Origin of the sequence: Streptomyces sp. NPDC051211 (assembly GCF_040689505.1) — a bacterium.
GTDB lineage: Bacteria > Actinomycetota > Actinomycetes > Streptomycetales > Streptomycetaceae > Streptomyces.
In genome coordinates, this window is record NZ_JBFBAV010000052.1 from 1 (window position 1) to 18,814 (window position 18,814).

Consider the following 18,814-nt stretch of genomic DNA (forward strand, 5'->3'; position numbering starts at 1 on the left):
GGGCTGGAGTTGCCTGCGGCAACCCAGCCCGCAGGGCACCCCCAGCCCCGCCGGCGTTTGAGGCGCGGGGTCTGGGCGGAGCCCCCCACACGGCGGAGCCGCATATCAGGTACCGCGGGAAGGGGCGGGGAGGGGAAGGCCCCGCAGGGGGCCGCCCCGAGCGGCGGCCCCCTGTCAGGTCAAATCAGGTCAGAGCTTCTTGGCCTCGGGCTTCGCGTCCGCCACGGGAGCCTCGGCTTCGGCATCAGCCGGCTTCGCGTCCGCCGGCTCGGCGGAGTCGGCGGATTCGGCGTAGTCGGCGGAGTCAGCGGCCTCGGCGGCGTCGGTCGAGGCGGCAGCTTCGGGGTCGGACGGCTTCGCGTCGGCGGCATCGGCGGAGGCGGCGGCGGAAGCAGGCGCGTCCGAGGCCGGCTTCGGGGCCGTGCGGTCGGGTTCCACCACCGACTCCCGCCCCGGCCTCAACCTCGCCGAGAGGACGAAGTACGTCACGGCGAGCAGGAACACCACGATCGAGGTCCACACGTTCAGCCGCAGCCCGAGCACGTGGTGCGCCTCGTCGACCCGCATGTACTCGATCCAGCCGCGCCCCACGCAGTACGCCGCGACGTACAGCGCGAAGGCCCGCCCGTGGCCCAGCCGGAAGCGGCGGTCCGCCCAGATGACCAGGAGGGCGACGCCGATGCACCACAGGGACTCGTACAGGAAGGTCGGGTGGTAGATGCCGGCCACCCGGTTCGGGCCCTCGCTGATCTCCAGGCCCCAGGGCAGGTCGGTCTCCCGGCCGTACAGCTCCTGGTTGAACCAGTTGCCCCAGCGGCCGCAGGCCTGGGCCAGCGCGATGCCGGGGGCCAGGGCGTCCGCCCAGGCGGGCAGCGGGATGCCGCGGCGACGGCAGCCGATCCAGGCGCCGACCGCGCCCAGCGCGATCGCCCCCCAGATGCCGAGGCCGCCCTCCCAGATCTTGAAGGCGTCGACCCAGTTCTGGCCCTCGCCGAAGTAGAGCTGGTAGTCGGTGATCACGTGGTAGAGCCGGCCGCCGACCAGGCCGAACGGCACGGCCCAGACGGCGATGTCGGCCACCGTGCCCGGCTTTCCGCCGCGCGCGATCCAGCGCCTGTTGCCGATCCAGACGGCGAGGAAGACGCCGATGATGATGCAGAACGCGTAGCCGCGAAGCGGGATCGGTCCGAGATGGATCACGCCGGTCGACGGGCTGGGGATGTAAGCAAGGTCCATGGCAGGACCGACGCTACCTTGCCGGGCGGCCGGTACCGCAACCCGCCCGGCAAGCCGAAACCAAAACGTCGCACGGCGCGGCCGCCCGGCCGGCGGTCAGCCCCCGGCGGGCTTGGCGGGCTTGGCGGCCTTCGCGGCTGCTTCCACCTTCTCCTTGAGCTTCTGCGGGGTCAGCGGGTTGGCCTGGTCGGCGAAGATGTCCTTCCCGTCCAGCAGCACGGTCGGGGTCCCCCGGAACTTGCCGCCCCGGAAGGCTTCGTACGACTTGGCGACCCAGCTGTTGTGGGTGCCCTCCTCCACGCAGCTGCGGAACCCGGGGGTGTCCAGGCCCTCGACCTTGGCCGCCAGCTCCAGCAGCTTCGCGTTGTTGCCGTAGGCGTCGTCGGTCTCCTGCGGCTGGTTCACGAAGAGGAGGTCGTGGTAGGCGGGGAACAGGCCGGCGTCCTGGGAGCAGGCGGCCGCGTTGGCGGCCTTGAGGGAGCCGCTGCCGCCCATGTTGTTGTCGATCAGGGTGACCAGGTGGTACTCGACCTTGAGCTGCCCCTTGGCCTCCAGCTCGTGGATGACGCTCCGGTAGGCGTCCTCGAAGGACTTGCAGGCCGGGCAGCGGAAGTCCTCCCACACGGTGAGGGTGGACTTGGCCTCGTCCTTCCCGGTCTGGATCGCGAGCGCGTCCTTGCCGGTGGCGCCGGAGGGGGCGACCACCGGGCCGGCCGTGGACTTGCCGCCGTCCTTGCCGGTGTTGGCGGCGATCACGCCGACGACGGCCGCCAGGCCGAGTACGCCGGCCACCGCGGAGGCCACCAGGATGGTCCGCCGGCGCTTGTCCCGGGTCTTCTGCCGGTCCCGCTCGGCTTGGAGCCGCTCGCGGGCCGATCGTTTCGCATCGCGGTTCGCACCGTCGTTCTTCTCGCTCACGTCCCGCCAAACGAAGCGGGGAGGCACGCCAGTGCCTCCCCGCCGCCACATCCACCCGATCGGGCTACGGAACCCCTCGCGGGGTCAACGCCCGTGGACGTTTCTTCAGCTCCTGCGTACGCCTTCCGCAAGCTCGCCCGCCAGGGCGCGGACCGCGTCCAGGCCGGCCGGCAGGTCCGGCGCGTCCAGCAGCAGCTTCACGAAGGCCGAGCCGACGATCACGCCGTCGGCGAAGGCGGCCACCTCGCGGGCCTGCTCCGGGTTGGAGACGCCGAGGCCCACGCAGACGGGGAGTCCACGACGGGCACCAGCCGTGCGGCGGGTGCGCTCGACGAGCTCCTGGGCCTGGTTGCCGACCGATTCGCGGGTGCCGGTGACGCCCATCAGCGAGGCCGCGTACACGAAGCCGCTGCCGGCCGCCGTGATGGTGGCGAGCCGCTCGTCCTTGCTGGAGGGGGCGACCACGAACACGGTGGCCAGACCGTGCTTCTCGGCCTGCTCCCGCCACAGGGCGGACTCCTGGACCGGCAGGTCGGGCAGGATGCAGCCGGCCCCGCCGGCCGCCGCGAGCTCCTCGGTGAACCGCTCGACGCCGTAGCGGTCGATGGGGTTCCAGTACGTCATGACCAGGACCGGCGCGCCGGTGGCGGCGTGCGCCTCGCGGACGGTGCGCATCACGTCGGCGATCTTCACGCCGCCGCGCAGCGCGATGTCGTCCGCGGTCTGGATGATCGGGCCGTCCAGGACCGGGTCGCTGTGCGGCAGGCCGACCTCGACGATGTCGGCGCCGCCGGCGAGGACGGCCTTGACCGCCTCGATGCCGCCGTCGACGGTCGGGAACCCGGCCGGGAGGTAGGCGACCAGGGCCGCGCGGTCCTCGGACTTGGCCTTGGCCAGGGTGTCGCTCAGGAGCTGGATGTTGCCGGTACTCACTTCGACTCCCCCTCGGTGCCGTCGTACAGCCCGAAGTAGCGGGCCGCCGTGTCCATGTCCTTGTCGCCGCGGCCGGACAGGTTGACCACGAGCAGGCCGTCCTTGCCCAGTTCCTTGCCCAGGTCGAGGGCGCCGGCCAGGGCGTGCGCCGACTCGATCGCCGGGATGATGCCCTCCGTACGGGAGAGCAGGCGCAGGGCCTGCATCGCCGCGTCGTCGGTGACGGCGCGGTACTCGCCGCGGCCGCTGTCCTTGAGGAAGGCGTGCTCGGGGCCGATGCCCGGGTAGTCCAGACCGGCCGAGATCGAGTACGGCTCGGTGATCTGGCCCTCCTCGTCCTGGAGGACGTAACTGCGGGAGCCGTGCAGGATGCCCGGCTCGCCGGCGGTCAGGGTGGCCGCGTGCTCGCCGGTCTCCACGCCGTGGCCGGCCGGCTCGAAGCCGACCAGGCGGACCGACGCGTCCGGGATGAAGGCGTGGAACAGGCCGATGGCGTTGGAGCCGCCGCCGACACAGGCCGCGACCGCGTCCGGGAGGCGGCCGGCGCGCTCCAGGATCTGGCGGCGGGCCTCGACGCCGATGACCCGGTGGAAGTCGCGGACCATGGCCGGGAAGGGGTGCGGGCCGGCGACCGTACCGAAGAGGTAGTGGGTCTGGTCCACATTGGCGACCCAGTCGCGGAACGCCTCGTTGATGGCGTCCTTCAGGGTCCGGGAGCCGGACTTCACCGCGATGACCTCGGCGCCCAGCATCCGCATGCGGGCCACGTTCAGGGCCTGCCGCTGGGTGTCGATCTCGCCCATGTAGATGGTGCAGTCGAGGCCGAACAGGGCGCAGGCGGTGGCCGTGGCCACGCCGTGCTGGCCGGCGCCGGTCTCGGCGATGACCCGGGTCTTGCCCATGCGCTTTGTGAGGAGCGCCTGCCCCAGCACGTTGTTGATCTTGTGCGAGCCGGTGTGGTTCAGGTCCTCGCGCTTGAGGAAGATGCGCGCGCCGCCCGCGTGCTCGGCGAACCGCGGCACCTCGGTGAGTGCGCTGGGCCGGCCGGTGTAGTTGACGAGGAGATCGTTCAGCTCCGCCGCGAAGGCCGGGTCGTCCTTGGCCTTCTCGTACTCGACGGCGACCTCGTCCACGGCGGCGACCAGCGCCTCCGGGATGAACTTGCCGCCGAAGTCGCCGAAATAGCCCTCGGCGTTGGGGACGTGACCCTCCGGGTCGGGAATGAAGAACTGCTCGCTGGACATGGCCAGAACTCCTACGGAAGCGACGGTTGATGACAACGATTGCGCCGTCGGCCCGTGCGGCTGAGGCCCCGGTGGGGCGAACGCGGTACGGGCGGAGCAGCCTGCGGCCCGGCGGTCGGTTGCGACCGGATCCGGCGGCAGGCGGAGTGCATCAGCCGGACGGTACGCCTCGCGTACCGTTCCGCGGCTGCGCTACGGCGCGCCTCCGGCGTGCCATCGCATGCCGTTGACCTGACCCGGCTCGGAGCCGATCACGTAGCGCACCCGGCGGCCGAGGACTCGGCGGGCCGGCGCCCGGCAGCCCCGCGGCTTGCGGCCGCGTGCCAGGGACGCGTGCGGATCACGGGCCTGCAGTCCCGCCGCCGCGACCGCGGGCACACCGCCGGCCGGCCCGGCGGGTACGAGACCCTCGGGGCGGCGGCTGGCACCGGTGCGGACGGCGGGCTGCTGGGGCTTCATGGTGCTGGTTCAGCTCCGGCCGTGGCGCAGAGCGGGGTGGGCGCCGGCGGCGACCAGGTCGGCGACGGCGGCCTTGGGGTCGCGGCCGGTGACCAGGGACTCGCCGACGAGCACGGCGTCGGCGCCTTCGTTGGCGTACGCGATCAGGTCGTGCGGTCCGCGGATGCCGGACTCGGCGACCTTCACGATGTGCGCCGGGATCTCGGGCGCGACCCGCTCGAAGGTGGCACGGTCCACCTTCAGGTCCTTCAGGTTGCGGGCGTTGACGCCGATGATCTTGGCGCCGGCGGCGACGGCCCGCTCGGCCTCCTCCTCGTCGTGGACCTCGACGAGCGGGGTGAGGCCGATGGACTCGGCCCGCTCGATGAGGGAGACCAGGGCGTCCTGGTCCAGGGCCGCGACGATCAGCAGGGCGAGGTCGGCGCCGTAGGCGCGGGCCTCCCAGAGCTGGTACGCCGTGACGATGAAGTCCTTGCGGAGGATCGGGATGTCGACCCGGGCCCGGACGGCCTCCAGGTCGGCCAGCGAGCCGCCGAAGCGGCGCTGCTCGGTCAGGACCGAGATGACGGAGGCGCCGCCCGCCTCGTAGTCCGCTGCAAGCCCCGCCGGGTCGGCGATCGCGGCCAGCGCACCCTTGGACGGGCTGGAGCGCTTGACCTCACAGATCACCTTGACGCCGTCGCCGCGCAGGGCCGCGACGCCGTCCTTCGCCCGGGGCGCCTTGGCGGCGCGCTCCTTGAGCTCGTCGAGGCTGACGCGCGCCTGCCGTTCGGCAAGGTCTTCGCGGACCCCTTCGATGATCTCGTCGAGCACACTCACGCGAGCGGCCCCCTTCCGGGTCTGGTCGGCTGATTCAAGTCGTTTCAAGTGGTTCAAGGTCAGCACTCAAATGGTATCCGCAGGAGGCGTTGTGCCCGACATGCGGTTGACGCCATCCCACCACCCGGACACGCGGAATCAAATGTTCAGGTCGTGGTTCACGGCGCCGGCCAGAACCCGAAGGGCAGGTTCCGGACAGTGGCGAAAGCCAGTCCGATGACGCCCAGGGCCCACCAGTACTGGGTTTTCAGGCTCGGACGCGGCGCCGGCCGGCCTTGGTAGGCGCGTTTCAGCCACAGCGCAATGTAGCCCGCGAAAAGGAAATAGCCGATCACCGCGAGTGCATTCGCACCCGCCGCTTGGATCAAGTCGCCGTGTGCAAAGGCGTGCGCGCTGCGCAGTCCGCCGCACCCCGGGCACAGCACACCGGTCAGCCGCAGCAGCGGGCAGACCGGATAGTGGCCGGGTTCGTTCGGGTCCACGGCGCCGACGTACGCGAAGGCGGCCGCCGCGGCGGCCAGGGTGAGGACGGGGGCCGCCAGCCGGCGGGCGGGCCCTGGGGGCGCCACCGGGGGGCCGTGCAGCGCCTGCGGGCCCTGGAGCGGATCCCGCAGCGGCTGCGGGGCCCGTGGGGGCTCAGGGGCCGCGGGGACCGAAGTGGCCCCGGCGGGCGGCAGCGGCGGCGTGGGAGAGGCGGCCGAGGCCTTCGAGGCGTCCATCCGGCGATTGTCTCCGCCCATGGCAAAAGGCGCAGCCCGACCGGGCCGCGCCTTTCGAAAACCGCCGTGCCGGAGCGGGCGCCGTCAGGCGGCCCGGGCGGCGATGACCTCGGCCAGGTCGTGGTGCTCCGGCTTCTTCGCACCCATGCCGGCGGCCCTCATCGCCATGCCGACGACACCGCCGATGGCGACGACCACCAGGCCGGCCCAGAACCCGAGCGGGTTGGCCAGCACCATGAAGGCGCCGGAGACGCAGAAACCGATGAAGGCGATGATGACACCGGTCCAGGCGGCCGGGGTGTGTCCGTGGCTGCTGCCCGCCATGAGTTGCTCCTCGTTGCTCTGTCGAACGTGCTGTGTCGAACGCTCGGAAATCATTCTCCCGTACCCCGCGGAACCGGGCTCCGGCGGGTCCGCATTCAGCCGGTCGGGTCCTCGCCCCGGTCCAGGGCCTTCCACAGGTCCTCGGGGCGGTCCGTGTCCCCGGCATCCGCGGCCTTGCGGGCGCGGGGGCTCGGCCCGCCCTCCCGCTCGTACCGGCCGCCCATCGCGGGCCAGCTCCGCCCGTACCGCAGGGCCAGCAGCCCTGCGGCGAGTATGAGGATCCCGCCGGCGGCGGTGATGTACGGCCACGGGGTGTGCGTGAGGGCGCCCACCCGGGCTGCCGTGTCGGCGGTGGTGCTGGCGGCCTGGTCGTCCAGGGCCGCCCGGTCCGAGGCACCCGCCAGCGCGGCCAGCGCGGCACCCAGGCCGCTCAGTGCCAGCAGTCCGGCCACCAGCAGGCGGCCCTTGCTGCGCACCGCGAACACCGCCACCAGGGCGGCCAGGCCGACGATGGCGAGGGCGGCCGGCACACCGGTGACGGCACGGCCGTCGGCGGTCAGCTGCATGGAGCCGCCCGCCACGGCCGCGGTGCCGCGGGCCCAGACGCGGCCGGAGGCCAGCAGGACGACGGTGGCGCCGAGCGCGCCGCACAGCAGGGCGATCGCGACGCTTCGGCGGCCGGCGCGCGCCGCCGCCTCGGCGGCTTCGGCAGCGGCTTCGGCGGCGGACTCGGCCTCGGTACGGGGCTGGGGTACGGCACTCACGTACCCCACTATCCCCTACCGGCTCAAGAGCTGTGCAGCCGGTTGGCCGCTCCCACCGCGCGCAGCACCGCGGCGGCCTTGTTGCGGCACTCGTTGTCCTCCAGCTCGGGCACCGAGTCGGCCACCACCCCTGCCCCGGCCTGCACGTACGCCGTGCCGTCCCGCAGCAGCGCGGTACGGATGGCGATGGCGGTGTCGGAGTCCCCGGCGAAGTCGAGGTAGCCGACGCAGCCGCCGTACAGCCCGCGGCGGGAGGGCTCCAGCTCCTCGATGATCTGCATGGCCCGCGGCTTGGGCGCACCGGAGAGGGTGCCGGCCGGGAAGCAGGCGGTCAGCACGTCGAAGGCGGTCTTGCCCTCGGCGACCCGGCCGGTGACGGTCGACACGATGTGCATCACATGGGAGTACCGCTCGATCGACATGAAGTCGACGACCTCGACGGAACCCGGCTCGCAGACCCGGCCGAGGTCGTTGCGGCCCAGGTCGACCAGCATCAGGTGCTCGGCCCGCTCCTTGGGGTCGGCCAGCAGCTCCTCGGCGAGGTCGTGGTCCTCCTGCGGGGTGGCGCCGCGGTGCCGGGTGCCGGCGATCGGGTGGACCATGGCCCGCCCGTCCTCGACCTTGACCAGGGCCTCGGGGCTCGACCCGACCACGTCGAAGCCGTTCTCGAACCGGAACAGGTACATGTACGGCGACGGGTTCGTGGCCCGCAGCACCCGGTACACGTCCAGGGCGGAGGCCTTGCACGGGGTCTCGAACCGCTGCGAGGGCACCACCTGGAAGGCCTCGCCGGCCCGGATCCGCTCCTTGATGTCCTCGACGGCGTCCTGGTACTTCTTCCCGCCCCACAGAGCCGAGAACTCCGGCAGCTCGGAGGCGGGCAGCGGGGTCGGGGCGTACGGCGCCGCGCGGCCCAGGTCGGCCTCCATGGCGTCGAGCCGGGCCACCGCGTCCGCGTAGGCCTCGTCCACGCCGGTGTCGAGGTCGTTGTGGTTGATGGCGTTGGCGATGAGCAGGACCGTGCCGTCCCAGTGGTCCAGGACCGCCAGGTCGGAGGTGAGCAGCATGGTCAGCTCGGGGAGCTGGAGGTCGTCGGTGCCGTGCTCGCCGATGCGCTCCAGGCGGCGGACGATGTCGTAGCCCAGGTAGCCGACCATGCCGCCGGTGAACGGGGGCATGCCGGCGGCCAGGTCGCGGGGGGTGTGCAGGGTCTCGACGGTGCGGCGGAGCGCCTCGAGCGGGTCGCCGTCGACCGGGACGCCCACGGGCGGGGTGCCGATCCAGTGGGCCTGGCCGTCGCGGACGGTGAGGGTGGCATCGGACCGCACCCCGACGAAGGAGTAGCGGGACCAAGAGCGGCCGTTCTCGGCGGACTCCAGCAGGAAGGTGCCGGGTCGTTCGGCGGCCAGCTTCCGGTAGAGCCCTACCGGGGTGTCGCCGTCCGCCAGCAGCTTGCGGCTGACGGGGATGACACGGCGGTCGTTCGCGAGTTTGCGGAACGTCTCAAGATCCATGAGCTGGGACCTTACCTGTGGGAGATCGGCAGTACGTCGGCGTCGAAGCAGGTACGGGCGCCGGTGTGGCAGGCGGCGCCGACCTGGTCGACCTTGACGAGGAGGGTGTCGGCGTCGCAGTCGAGCGCCACGGACTTGACGTGCTGGACGTGGCCGGAGGTGTCGCCCTTGACCCAGTACTCCCGGCGGCTGCGGGACCAGTAGGTGCAGCGGCCGGTGGTCAGGGTGCGGTGCAGGGCCTCGTCGTCCATCCAGCCGAGCATGAGCACCTCACCGGTGTCGTACTGCTGGGCGATGGCGGGCACCAGGCCGTCCGCGGACCGCTTGAGGCGGGCGGCGATGGCGGGGTCGAGGTTGCTCGGGCGGGGGGTGGTACTCATGCGGGCCATTGTGCCGCGCGGTGGTGCCGGGTACGGCCGGCTGTCCGCCTGATGAGCGGGCATCTGTCAAGTCGCCGCCGTAGGCTTGGCCCCATGTCGACCCATGCGAAGCGTGAACGCCTCCTGCTGGCGGACCTGTTGGAGGCGGCCGGCCCGGAGGCCCCCACGTTGTGCGACGGCTGGACCTGCCGTGAGCTGGCCGCGCACGTGGTGGTGCGGGAACGGCGGCCGGATGCGGCGGGCGGGCTGCTGCTGGGGGTGCTGAAGGAGCGGCTGGACCGGGCGATGGCGGAGTACGCGGCCAAGCCGTACGAGGAGCTGATCCAGCTGATCCGGACGGGGCCGCCGAAGCTGTCGGTGTACGCGCTGAAGCAGATCGACGAGGCGGCGAACGCGGTGGAGTTCTACGTCCACGCGGAGGACGTCCGCCGGGCCCAGCCCGACTGGTCGCCGCGCGAGCTGGACCCGGTCTTCTCGGACGCGCTCTGGTCCCGCCTGGAGAAACTGGCCCGCCTGACCGGGCGCCGCTCGCCGGTGGGGCTGGTCCTGCGGCGGCCGGACGGGCGGACGGCGGTGGCGCGGAAGGGGGTGCCGGTGGTGACGGTCACGGGTGAGCCCGGGGAGCTGACCCTCTTCTGCTTCGGGAGGCAGGCGGCGGCGAGGATCGAGCTGGAGGGCGAAAAGCAGGCCATCGCAGCCCTGACCACCACCAAACTCGGCATCTGACCCCCGCGGGGCCATTTCAGCCCCGCCGGGCACTTCCCCGCTGGCCCTGCCGGCTGGGTTGCCGCGCAGCGGCAATTCCAGCCCCGCCGGCGATTGAGGCGCGGGGGCCCGGGGGCCGGCCCCCGGCAACGGCGCCGCACCCGGCAGGGCACCTCCAGCCCCGCCGGGCACCTCCCCCCGCCAGGCCTTACGGCTGGGCTGCCGCAGGCAACTCCAGCCCCGCCGGCGATTGAGGCGCGGGGGCCCGGGGGCCGGCCCCCGGCAACGGCGCCGCACCCGACGGGCGGCAGCTGCGCGGAGCCTTCCCCCACCCCGCCCCTTCCCGCAGTACCTGATACGCGGCTCCGCCGCGTGGCGGGCTCTGCCCGGACCCGCGCCTCAAACGCCGGCGGGGCTGGAAAGACCTGGGGCTCCGCCCCAGACCCCGCTCCTCAAACGCCGGAGGGGCTGAAATGCCAAACGCCGGCGAGGCCAGAGGGTGTCCCGGCTGACGGGACATGGGGGTGGGGGGCCTGGGGCGCAGCAGGAGGGCTAGCGGACGGGGTGGCCTGCCTGGCGGAGGGTGTCCTTGACCTGGGCGATGCGCAGGTCGCCGAAGTGGAACACGGAGGCGGCCAGCACCGCGTCCGCGCCCGCCGCAATGGCCGGCGGGAAGTCGGACAGCTTGCCGGCCCCGCCCGAGGCGATCACCGGGACGGTCACGTGCTTGCGGACCGCCGCGATCATCTCCACGTCGTACCCGTCCTTGGTCCCGTCCGCATCCATCGAGTTGAGCAGGATCTCGCCCGCCCCCAGCTCCGCCGCCCGGTGCGCCCACTCGACCGCGTCGATGCCGGTGCCCTGGCGGCCGCCGTGCGTGGTGACCTCGAAGGAGCCGGAGGCGGTGCGCCGGGCGTCGACCGACAGGACGAGCACCTGGCGGCCGAAGCGCTCGGCGATCTCCCGGATGAGGTCCGGGCGGGCGATGGCCGCCGTGTTGACGCCGACCTTGTCCGCGCCGGCCCGCAGCAGCTTGTCCACGTCCTCCGGGGTACGGACGCCGCCGCCCACGGTGAGCGGGATGAAGACCTGCTCGGCGGTGCGGCGCACCACGTCGTAGGTGGTCTCGCGGTTCCCGGAGGACGCGGTGATGTCGAGGAAGGTCAGCTCGTCGGCGCCTTCGGCGTCGTACAGCTTGGCCATCTCCACCGGGTCGCCCGCATCGCGCAGGTTCTGGAAGTTGACTCCCTTGACGACCCGGCCGTTGTCCACGTCCAGGCAGGGGATCACCCGTACGGCGAGGGTCATGAGGACTCTCCTCGGTAGGCCTCGACCTCGACCTCGACGACCAGGTTGGGGTCGACGAGACCGGCGACGATGACCATGGTGGTGGCGGGGCGGGCGGCGTCGAAGAGCTCCTTGTGGGCGCGGCCCACCTCGTCGACGTCCCGCGCGTGGGTGAGGTACATGCGGGTCCGGACCACGTGTTCCGCGCCGAGGCCGATCTGCTTCAGGGCGGCCAGGGCCACGTTGAAGGAGTTGACGGTCTGGTCGTACGGGCCGCCCGGGACGACCTGCCCGTCGACGACCGAGGTGCAGCCGGACACCAGCACCATGCCGTTGGGCAGCTCGACGGCGCGGGAGTACGCGATCACGTCCTCCCAGGGACCGCCCGAGGAGATGCGCTTGAGCTCGCTCACGCCGAGACCACCTCCAGCGCCTCCTGCAGGGTGAAGGCCTTGGCGTACAGCGCCTTGCCCACGATGGCGCCCTCGACGCCGGCCGGGACCAGCTGGGCCAGGGCCCGCAGGTCGTCCAGCGAGGAGACGCCGCCGGAGGCGACGACCGGCTTGTCGGTGGCGGCGCAGACGTTGCGGAGCAGCTCCAGGTTGGGGCCGGTCAGGGTGCCGTCCTTGCCGATGTCCGTCACCACGTACCGGGCGCAGCCCTCGGAGTCCAGCCGGGCCAGGGTCTCGTACAGGTCCCCGCCCTCGCTGGTCCAGCCGCGGCCCTTGAGGGTGGTGCCGCGCACGTCGAGGCCGACGGCGATCTTGTCGCCGTGCTCGGCGATGACCTTGGCGACCCACTCGGGGGTCTCCAGGGCGGCGGTGCCCAGGTTGACCCGGGTGCAGCCGGTGGCGAGGGCCTTGGCGAGGGAGGCGTCGTCGCGGATGCCGCCGGACAGTTCCACCTTGATGTCCATGGCGCGGGTGATCCCGGCGACCAGGTCGCGGTTGTCACCGGTGCCGAAGGCGGCGTCCAGGTCGACCAGGTGGAGCCATTCGGCGCCGGCCGCCTGCCAGGCCAGGGCGGCTTCCAGCGGGGAGCCGTACGAGGTCTCCGTGCCGGATTCGCCGTGGACGAGGCGGACCGCCTGGCCGTCGCGGACGTCCACCGCGGGGAGCAACTCGAGCGTCTTCGAGGACTCGGGCATCACAGGGTCTCGATCCAGTTGGTGAGGAGCTGGGCGCCGGCGTCACCGGACTTCTCGGGGTGGAACTGGGTGGCCCACAGGGCCGCGTTCTCGACGGCCGCGACGAACGGCTCTCCGTGGGTGGCCCAGGTGACCTTGGGGGCGCGGATCGCCGGGTTGGTGACCTCCAGGCTCCACTCGCGCACGGCGTAGGAGTGCACGAAGTAGAACCGGGCGTCGGCGTCCAGGCCGGCGAAGGCCTGGCTGTCGGCCGGGGCCTCGACGGTGTTCCAGCCCATGTGCGGAACGATCGGGGCCTTGAGCGGCTCGACGGTACCGGGCCACTCGTCCAGGCCCTCGGTCTCCACGCCGTGCTCGATGCCGCGCTCGAAGAGGATCTGCATGCCGACGCAGATGCCCATGACCGGGCGGCCGCCGGAGAGCCGGCGGCCGACGATCCAGTCGCCGCGGGCCTCCTTGAGGCCCTGCATGCAGGCGGAGAAGGCGCCGACGCCGGGGACGAGGAGGCCGTCGGCGTCCATCGCCTTGTCGTAGTCGCGGGTGATCTCGACGTCCGCGCCGACCCGCGCGAGGGCGCGTTCGGCGGAGCGGACGTTGCCGAAGCCGTAGTCGAAGACCACGACCTTCTTGGTGGGGCGGGCTGCGCTCATTCCCAGATTCCTTGGATTCGCAGGACTCCGGCGACCAGACACATCGCGGAGCCGAGGGCGAGCAGCACGACGACCGACTTCGGCATCTGCTGCTTCTGGAAGGAGTAGACGCCGCCGGCCAGGAAGAGGCCGACGACGATCAGGACGGTGGAGAGGCCGGTCACGACTACAGGGCGCCCTTCGTGGAAGGCAGGATTCCGGCCGCGCGCGGGTCGCGCTCCGAGGCGTAGCGCAGGGCCCGGGCCAGGGCCTTGAACTGGCATTCCACGATGTGGTGGGCGTTGCGGCCGTACGGGACGTGCACGTGCAGCGCGATCTGGGCCTGGGCCACGAAGGACTCCAGGATGTGCCGGGTCATCGTGGTGTCGTACTCGCCGATCATCGGCGCCATCTTCTCGGGCTCGGTGTGCACGAGGTAGGGGCGGCCGGACAGGTCGACGGTGACCTGGGCGAGGGACTCGTCCAGCGGAACGGTGCAGTTGCCGAACCGGTAGATGCCGACCTTGTCGCCGAGCGCCTGCTTGAAGGCGGCGCCGAGCGCGAGGGCGGTGTCCTCGATGGTGTGGTGGGAGTCGATGTGCAGGTCGCCCTCGGTCTTGACGGTGAGGTCGAAGAGGCCGTGGCGGCCGAGCTGGTCGAGCATGTGGTCGTAGAAGCCCACGCCGGTGGAGACGTCGACCCTGCCGGTGCCGTCGAGGTCTATCTCGACGACGACCGAGGTCTCCTTGGTGGTCCGTTCGACCCGTCCGATGCGGCTCATGCCTGCTGCTCCTTCTTCAGTGCGCGAACCGCTTCCAGGAACGCGTCGTTCTCGGCCGGGGTGCCGGCGGTGACCCGCAGCCAGCCCGGTACGCCGTTGTCCCGGACCAGGACGCCCCGGTCGAGGATCTGCTGCCAGGCGGTGTGGGAGTCCTCGAACGTCCCGAACTGCACGAAGTTCGCGTCGGACTCGGTGACGTCCCAGCCGATCGCGCGCAGTTCGGCGACCAGCCGGTCCCGCTCGGCCTTGAGCTGCTCGACGTAGCCGAGCAGGGTGTCGGTGTGCTCCAGGGCGGCCAGTGCCGTCGCCTGGGTGACGGCTGACAGGTGGTACGGCAGGCGCACCAGCTGTACGGCGTCCACGACGGCGGGGTGCGCGGCGAGGTAGCCCAGGCGCAGGCCGGCCGCGCCGAAGGCCTTGGACATGGTCCGGGAGACCACCAGGTTGGGCCGGCCCTCGATGAGGGGCAGCAGCGAGTCCCGGTGGGAGAACTCCACGTACGCCTCGTCGACGACCACCAGGGACGGCTTGGCGGCCTGGGCGGCCTCGTAGAGGGCGAGGACCGTTTCGGCCTCGACCGCGGTGCCGGTGGGGTTGTTGGGCGAGGTGATGAAGACGACGTCGGGGGCGTGCTCGGCGATGGCCCGGGCGGCCGCCGTCACGTCGATGGTGAAGTCGGCGTTGCGCGGGCCGGAGATCCAGCCGGTGCCGGTGCCGCGGGCGATCAGGCCGTGCATCGAGTACGAGGGCTCGAAGCCGATCGCGGTGCGGCCGGGTCCGCCGAAGGTCTGCAGCAGCTGCTGGATGACCTCGTTGGAGCCGTTGGCCGCCCACACGTTCTCGCGTCCGACCGGGTGCTTGCCGGTGCGGGTCAGGTACTTCGCCAGCTCCGTGCGCAGCTCGACCGCGTCCCGGTCGGGGTAGCGGTTGAGGCCGCGGGCGGCATCGGCGACCCGCTCCGCGATCCGCTGCACGAGCTCCTCGGGCAGCGGGTACGGGTTCTCGTTGGTGTTCAGCTGGACGGGCACGTCGAGCTGCGGGGCGCCGTACGGGGACTTGCCGCGCAGTTCGTCCCGGATGGGGAGGTCGTCGATGCCGATGTCGGTCATGTCGGTCATGCGGTGGGCACCTTCCAACCGAAGCGCGCCTTGAGGGCGGCTCCGTGCGCGGGCAGGTCCTCGGCCTCGGCCAGCGTCACCACGTGGTGGGTGACCTCGGCGAGGGCGTCGCGCGTGTAGTCGACGATGTGGATGCCGCGCAGGAAGGACTGCACGGACAGGCCGGAGGAGTGGCAGGCGCAGCCGCCGGTGGGCAGCACGTGGTTGGAGCCGGCGCAGTAGTCGCCGAGCGAGACCGGGGCCCACGGGCCCACGAAGATCGCGCCCGCATTGCGGACCCGGGCGGCCAGGGCGGCGGCGTCGGCGGTCTGGACCTCGAGGTGCTCGGCGCCGTAGGCGTCGACCACCTTCAGGCCGTCCTCCAGGTCCGCCACCAGCACGATCGCGGACTGCTTGCCCGCCAGGGCCGGCTTGATCCGGTCGTCGACGTGCTTGGACGCGGCGACCTGGGTCTCCAGCTCGGCCTCGACGGCCGCGGCCAGCTCCGCGGAGTCGGTGACCAGCACGGCGGCGGCCAGCGGGTCGTGCTCGGCCTGGCTGATCAGGTCGGCGGCGACGTGCACCGGGTCGGCCGTGGAGTCCGCGAGGATCGCGATCTCGGTCGGGCCGGCCTCGGTGTCGATGCCGATCTTCCCGGTGAAGTAGCGCTTGGCGGCGGCCACCCAGATGTTGCCGGGGCCGGTCACCATGTTGACGGGCGCGCACTCGTCGGTTCCGTACGCGAACATCGCGACGGCCTGGGCGCCGCCTACGGCGAACACCTCGTCCACGCCGAGCAGCGCGCACGCGGCCAGGATGGTCGGGTGCGGCAGCCCGCCGGCTGGGTCTCCTTCAAAAGCGGGCTTCTGCGGCGGGGACGCGAGCGCGATGGACTCCACGCCCGCCTCCTGCGCCGGGACCACGTTCATGACCACGGACGACGGGTACACCGAGCGGCCGCCGGGCGCGTAGAGGCCCACGCGCTCCACCGGAACCCACTTCTCGGTGACGGTGCCGCCGGGGACCACCTGGGTGGTGTGTTCGGTGCGGCGCTGGTTGCGGTGCACGATCCGGGCGCGCCGGATCGACTCCTCGAGGGCGGCGCGGACGGCCGGATCGAGCTCGGCGAGGGCCTTCTCCAGGGCCTCGGCGGGCACCCGTACCTGCTCCAGGGTGACCCCGTCGAACTTCTGCGCGTACTCGATCAGCGCCGCCGTGCCACGATGATGGACGTCCTCGCAGATGGGCCGCACCTTGTCCAGGGCGGCCGCTACGTCGAACTCGGCACGGGGAAGCAGATCGCGCAGGGCGCCGCCCTCGGGGAGGGCGTTGCCGCGCAGGTCGATACGAGAGATCACGTCCCAATTCTCTCAGACCGTCTCCCGCCACCGTTCGCCCGTATCACTGGCTGATACACGTCCCGGCTGTCACACCCGGCCGATAGCGTTCGAGTACAGGTGGGGACGAGCGGAGGGGGGCCGCGTTGACCGAGGTGCGCGCCGGCGAGGAGCCGGCGGATCTCACCGCGCCCGAACGGCGCATGTGGCAGGCGTTCCGCACGGGCAGCGTCTGCGACCTCAGCGCGCGGGCCGCCGGGGTCGACGACCCGTTCGGGGACCGCGGCTGGGGGCCGGACCGCAGCGTCCGGGCCCAGGTGGTGGCGCTGCTGCTGCTCCACGGCCCGCCGCCGGTGCCGGGCCGGGTGTCCTCGCTGAAGCTCCGGGGCGTCCGGATCACCGGCCGCCTCGACCTCTCCGGGGGCACGGTGGAGCCGTACGTGGAACTCCAGGCCTGCCGCTTCGACAGCGAGATCCAGCTGCCCGAGGCCCGGTTCACCACGCTCCGGCTGGTCCGGTGCGCGATCCCCCGGCTGGACGCGGCCCGGCTGCACACCGAGGGGGACCTGCACCTGCCGCGCTGCCGGGTGGCCCGCGGGATCCGGCTGACCGACGCCCAGATCGGCACGGACCTGCTGATCAGCCAGGCCGTCGTACAGCGGGACTCCAAGGGGCGGGCCATAGCCGCCGACGGGCTGGCCGTCGCCCAGGACCTGCAGGCCGAGATGCTCGAGGCGTACGGGGAGGTGAGCATGCGCGGCGCCAAGGTCGGGGTGTCGATGAGCCTGCGCGGCGCGAAGCTGGTCAACCAGTGGGGGCGGCGGGCGCTGAACGCCCCGCAGCTGACCGTGGAGCGGACCTTGTACCTGACGTCGATCGCCGTGGACCCCGCCACCCTCGACCCCTCCTCCACACCCCCGTACGGCATGGGCAATACCCCCACCCGGGGCGGGCCGGCCCGGCACTTCGAGTGCCGGGGCGAGCTGCGGCTGGACGACGGCCGGTTCGGGGACGCCGTCGACTTCTACGGGGCCCGGTTCCGGCTGACCGAGGAGCAGGAGGTCTCGCTGCGGCGGATCCAGACGCCGGAGCTCCGGTTCGTCGGCGAGGCGCCGGACCGCGGCCGGGTGGTGCTGTCCGGAGCCAAGGTGGTCAAGCTGGTCGACCTGACCACCAGCTGGCCGGGGCCCGGCCGGATGGCCATCGAAGGGTTCGTCTACGAGAACCTGGCGCCCCGCGGCCACTTCCCGCTCATCCGGCGGCTGGAGTGGGTGACGGCCGCCACCGTCGAGTACTCCCCGGAGCCGTACGAGCGGCTGGCCGCCGTACTGCGGGCCAGCGGGGAGGACGCCGACGCCCGGGAGGTGCTGCTCGCCAAGCAACGCCGGCGGCGCGGGACCCTGCCGCCCGCCGCCAAGGCCTGGGGATACCTGCAGGACTGGACGGTGGCGTACGGGTACCGGCCGGGCCGGGCCGCGCTGTGGATGCTGGTGCTGTGGGCGGCCGGCGCTGTGCTGTTCTCCTCCCACCACCCGGCGCCGCTCAAGCCGGGCGAACACCCGCAGTGGAACGCGGTGCTGTTCGCCGTCGACCTGCTGCTGCCGGTGATCGATCTCGGCCAGCAGGGCCACTGGAAGCTGGTCGGCGGCTGGCAGTGGGCGGCGGCGGCCCTGGTCATGCTGGGGTGGATCCTGGCCACCACGGTGGCGGCGGGTGCGTCGCGCCTGCTGAGGCGGGGGTGACGGCTCCGGGCCCGCGGCCATTACCCTGTGGCTCGTGACCACCGTTCGCCTGCCGCTGTTCCCGCTGAACACGGTGCTGTTCCCGGGACTCCTGCTCCCCCTCAACGTCTTCGAAGAGCGTTATCGCGCCATGATGCGCGAACTGCTGAAGGCGGGCGAGGAGGAGCCGCGCCGCTTCGCCGTCGTCGCCATCCGCGACGGGCGGGAGGTCGCCGCGACCGCACCCGGCATGCCGGACGAGACGGCCCTGCCGGACCGGGGTCCGGCGGCGGGCTTCGGCGCGGACCCGATCCAGGCGTTCCACCGGGTGGGCTGCATCGCGGACACCGCGTCCGTCCGAGAACGGGAGGACGGCAGCTTCGAGGTGCTGGCCACCGGCACCACCCGGGTCCGGCTCCTCTCCGTCGACGCGAGCGGCCCCTTCCTCGTGGCCGAGCTGGAGGAACTCCCGGAGGACCAGGGAGAGGGCGCGGGAGCACTGGCCGAAGGGGTCCTGCGGGCCTTCCGGAACTACCAGAAGCGGCTGGCGGGCGCCCGCGAGCGCACCCTGACGACCGGGGTGGAGCTGCCCGACGACCCGTCCGTGGTGTCCTACCTGGTCGCGGCGGCGGCGGTGCTGGACGTGCCGGCGAAGCAGCGGCTGCTCCAGGCGCCGGACACGGCGACGAGGCTGGCGGAAGAGCTGAAACTGCTGCGCACCGAATCGGCGGTGATCCGGCACCTGCCGTCGCTCCCGGCGGTGGACCTGACCTTCGCCCCGACGAGCCCGAACTGAGGTC

22 protein-coding genes are annotated in these 18,814 nt (G+C 72.5%); 3 read left to right on the forward strand and 19 right to left on the reverse strand.

All coding sequences use genetic code 11. From position 1 onward, the window contains the following. Positions 1–189 precede the first annotated feature (189 nt). From lgt to hisI, 11 genes are all read right to left on the reverse strand, one after another. Complete coding sequence (lgt, locus tag AB0447_RS31980; RefSeq protein WP_366480368.1) at positions 190–1,236, reverse strand: prolipoprotein diacylglyceryl transferase; 1,047 nt, start codon at positions 1,234–1,236, stop codon at positions 190–192. Positions 1,237–1,332: 96 nt separating this feature from the next. Then, complete coding sequence (locus AB0447_RS31985) at positions 1,333–2,154, reverse strand: thioredoxin domain-containing protein (protein ID WP_366480369.1); 822 nt, start codon at positions 2,152–2,154, stop codon at positions 1,333–1,335. A gap of 105 nt (positions 2,155–2,259) precedes the next feature. Then, positions 2,260–3,087 carry a tryptophan synthase subunit alpha gene (gene trpA, locus AB0447_RS31990; RefSeq protein ID WP_366480370.1) on the reverse strand — a complete coding sequence of 276 codons (828 nt, stop codon included), beginning with the start codon at positions 3,085–3,087 and terminating at the stop codon, positions 2,260–2,262. Continuing rightward, on the reverse strand, positions 3,084–4,331 hold the full coding sequence (trpB, locus tag AB0447_RS31995) for a tryptophan synthase subunit beta (protein WP_366480371.1): 1,248 nt from the start codon (positions 4,329–4,331) through the stop codon (positions 3,084–3,086). Before trpB ends, trpA begins: the two co-directional genes overlap by 4 nt. Positions 4,332–4,523: 192 nt before the next feature. Further along, on the reverse strand, positions 4,524–4,790 hold the full coding sequence (locus tag AB0447_RS32000; protein WP_366480372.1) for a hypothetical protein: 267 nt from the start codon (positions 4,788–4,790) through the stop codon (positions 4,524–4,526). Positions 4,791–4,799: 9 nt separating this feature from the next. After that, a complete protein-coding gene (gene trpC, locus AB0447_RS32005; protein WP_366480373.1) occupies positions 4,800–5,609 on the reverse strand; it encodes an indole-3-glycerol phosphate synthase TrpC in 810 nt (269 codons plus the stop codon). Positions 5,610–5,767: 158 nt separating this feature from the next. Then, positions 5,768–6,328, reverse strand: coding sequence for a DUF2752 domain-containing protein (locus AB0447_RS32010; RefSeq protein WP_366480374.1), 561 nt, complete (start codon positions 6,326–6,328; stop codon positions 5,768–5,770). An 84-nt stretch (positions 6,329–6,412) separates the two neighbouring features. Next, the gene (locus AB0447_RS32015; protein WP_366480375.1) at positions 6,413–6,652 is read right to left on the reverse strand and encodes an HGxxPAAW family protein; all 240 of its coding nucleotides are present in this window, start codon (positions 6,650–6,652) and stop codon (positions 6,413–6,415) included. Positions 6,653–6,747: 95 nt separating this feature from the next. Beyond that, complete coding sequence (locus AB0447_RS32020; protein ID WP_366480376.1) at positions 6,748–7,425, reverse strand: TIGR02234 family membrane protein; 678 nt, start codon at positions 7,423–7,425, stop codon at positions 6,748–6,750. 14 nt (positions 7,426–7,439) lie between these two features. Next, positions 7,440–8,930: an anthranilate synthase component I gene (locus AB0447_RS32025; RefSeq protein WP_366480377.1), complete on the reverse strand. Its 1,491-nt coding sequence runs from the start codon at positions 8,928–8,930 to the stop codon at positions 7,440–7,442. 11 nt (positions 8,931–8,941) lie between these two features. Then, positions 8,942–9,319, reverse strand: a complete 378-nt coding sequence (gene hisI, locus AB0447_RS32030) for a phosphoribosyl-AMP cyclohydrolase (RefSeq protein WP_366480378.1) — start codon at positions 9,317–9,319, stop codon at positions 8,942–8,944. Positions 9,320–9,403: 84 nt separating this feature from the next. Between hisI and AB0447_RS32035 the strand changes: the two genes are divergently transcribed. Continuing rightward, entirely contained in the window at positions 9,404–10,036 is a 633-nt protein-coding gene (locus AB0447_RS32035; protein ID WP_366480379.1) for a TIGR03085 family metal-binding protein, read from the forward strand. Between the two features lie 531 nt (positions 10,037–10,567). Here AB0447_RS32035 and hisF read toward each other — a convergent pair. Genes hisF through hisD form a run of 8 tightly spaced genes read right to left on the reverse strand, consistent with a single transcriptional unit; the run spans position 10,568 to position 16,314 of the window. Continuing rightward, positions 10,568–11,323, reverse strand: coding sequence for an imidazole glycerol phosphate synthase subunit HisF (gene hisF / locus AB0447_RS32040; protein WP_366480381.1), 756 nt, complete (start codon positions 11,321–11,323; stop codon positions 10,568–10,570). Next, positions 11,320–11,715 carry a RidA family protein gene (locus AB0447_RS32045; protein WP_366480382.1) on the reverse strand — a complete coding sequence of 132 codons (396 nt, stop codon included), beginning with the start codon at positions 11,713–11,715 and terminating at the stop codon, positions 11,320–11,322. The genes hisF and AB0447_RS32045 overlap by 4 nt, the downstream gene beginning before the upstream one ends. Continuing rightward, the gene (priA, locus tag AB0447_RS32050; RefSeq protein WP_366480383.1) at positions 11,712–12,449 is read right to left on the reverse strand and encodes a bifunctional 1-(5-phosphoribosyl)-5-((5-phosphoribosylamino)methylideneamino)imidazole-4-carboxamide isomerase/phosphoribosylanthranilate isomerase PriA; all 738 of its coding nucleotides are present in this window, start codon (positions 12,447–12,449) and stop codon (positions 11,712–11,714) included. Before priA ends, AB0447_RS32045 begins: the two co-directional genes overlap by 4 nt. After that, positions 12,449–13,099 (reverse strand): imidazole glycerol phosphate synthase subunit HisH, encoded by a 651-nt coding sequence (hisH, locus tag AB0447_RS32055; protein WP_366480384.1) that lies wholly within the window; start codon positions 13,097–13,099, stop codon positions 12,449–12,451. The genes priA and hisH overlap by 1 nt, the downstream gene beginning before the upstream one ends. Continuing rightward, on the reverse strand, positions 13,096–13,263 hold the full coding sequence (locus AB0447_RS32060; protein ID WP_366480385.1) for a hypothetical protein: 168 nt from the start codon (positions 13,261–13,263) through the stop codon (positions 13,096–13,098). The genes hisH and AB0447_RS32060 overlap by 4 nt, the downstream gene beginning before the upstream one ends. Positions 13,264–13,265: 2 nt before the next feature. After that, positions 13,266–13,859, reverse strand: coding sequence for an imidazoleglycerol-phosphate dehydratase HisB (gene hisB, locus AB0447_RS32065; protein ID WP_366480386.1), 594 nt, complete (start codon positions 13,857–13,859; stop codon positions 13,266–13,268). Further along, positions 13,856–14,968 carry a histidinol-phosphate transaminase gene (locus AB0447_RS32070; protein ID WP_366480413.1) on the reverse strand — a complete coding sequence of 371 codons (1,113 nt, stop codon included), beginning with the start codon at positions 14,966–14,968 and terminating at the stop codon, positions 13,856–13,858. Before AB0447_RS32070 ends, hisB begins: the two co-directional genes overlap by 4 nt. Positions 14,969–14,973: 5 nt before the next feature. Further along, a complete protein-coding gene (gene hisD / locus AB0447_RS32075; RefSeq protein ID WP_366480387.1) occupies positions 14,974–16,314 on the reverse strand; it encodes a histidinol dehydrogenase in 1,341 nt (446 codons plus the stop codon). A 125-nt stretch (positions 16,315–16,439) separates the two neighbouring features. On the opposite strand from hisD, the gene AB0447_RS32080 reads away from it, so the two are divergent. Beyond that, entirely contained in the window at positions 16,440–18,035 is a 1,596-nt protein-coding gene (locus AB0447_RS32080; protein ID WP_366480388.1) for an oxidoreductase, read from the forward strand. A 34-nt stretch (positions 18,036–18,069) separates the two neighbouring features. Next, positions 18,070–18,810 carry an LON peptidase substrate-binding domain-containing protein gene (locus AB0447_RS32085; RefSeq protein WP_366480389.1) on the forward strand — a complete coding sequence of 247 codons (741 nt, stop codon included), beginning with the start codon at positions 18,070–18,072 and terminating at the stop codon, positions 18,808–18,810. Positions 18,811–18,814: the final 4 nt, after the last annotated feature.

What these genes read in the sequence shown, in the direction of transcription:
- lgt (WP_366480368.1), bottom strand. Translation starts at nt 1,236, where the DNA reads ATGGACCTTGCTTACATCCCCAGCCCGTCGACCGGCGTGATCCATCTC.
- trpB (WP_366480371.1), bottom strand. Translation starts at nt 4,331, where the DNA reads ATGTCCAGCGAGCAGTTCTTCATTCCCGACCCGGAGGGTCACGTCCCC.
- AB0447_RS32000 (WP_366480372.1), bottom strand. Translation starts at nt 4,790, where the DNA reads ATGAAGCCCCAGCAGCCCGCCGTCCGCACCGGTGCCAGCCGCCGCCCC.
- AB0447_RS32010 (WP_366480374.1), bottom strand. Translation starts at nt 6,328, where the DNA reads ATGGACGCCTCGAAGGCCTCGGCCGCCTCTCCCACGCCGCCGCTGCCG.
- AB0447_RS32015 (WP_366480375.1), bottom strand. Translation starts at nt 6,652, where the DNA reads ATGGCGGGCAGCAGCCACGGACACACCCCGGCCGCCTGGACCGGTGTC.
- AB0447_RS32025 (WP_366480377.1), bottom strand. Translation starts at nt 8,930, where the DNA reads ATGGATCTTGAGACGTTCCGCAAACTCGCGAACGACCGCCGTGTCATC.
- hisI (WP_366480378.1), bottom strand. Translation starts at nt 9,319, where the DNA reads ATGGCCCGCATGAGTACCACCCCCCGCCCGAGCAACCTCGACCCCGCC.
- AB0447_RS32035 (WP_366480379.1), top strand. Translation starts at nt 9,404, where the DNA reads ATGTCGACCCATGCGAAGCGTGAACGCCTCCTGCTGGCGGACCTGTTG.
- hisF (WP_366480381.1), bottom strand. Translation starts at nt 11,323, where the DNA reads ATGACCCTCGCCGTACGGGTGATCCCCTGCCTGGACGTGGACAACGGC.
- priA (WP_366480383.1), bottom strand. Translation starts at nt 12,449, where the DNA reads ATGCCCGAGTCCTCGAAGACGCTCGAGTTGCTCCCCGCGGTGGACGTC.
- hisH (WP_366480384.1), bottom strand. Translation starts at nt 13,099, where the DNA reads ATGAGCGCAGCCCGCCCCACCAAGAAGGTCGTGGTCTTCGACTACGGC.
- hisB (WP_366480386.1), bottom strand. Translation starts at nt 13,859, where the DNA reads ATGAGCCGCATCGGACGGGTCGAACGGACCACCAAGGAGACCTCGGTC.
- AB0447_RS32070 (WP_366480413.1), bottom strand. Translation starts at nt 14,968, where the DNA reads ATGACCGACATCGGCATCGACGACCTCCCCATCCGGGACGAACTGCGC.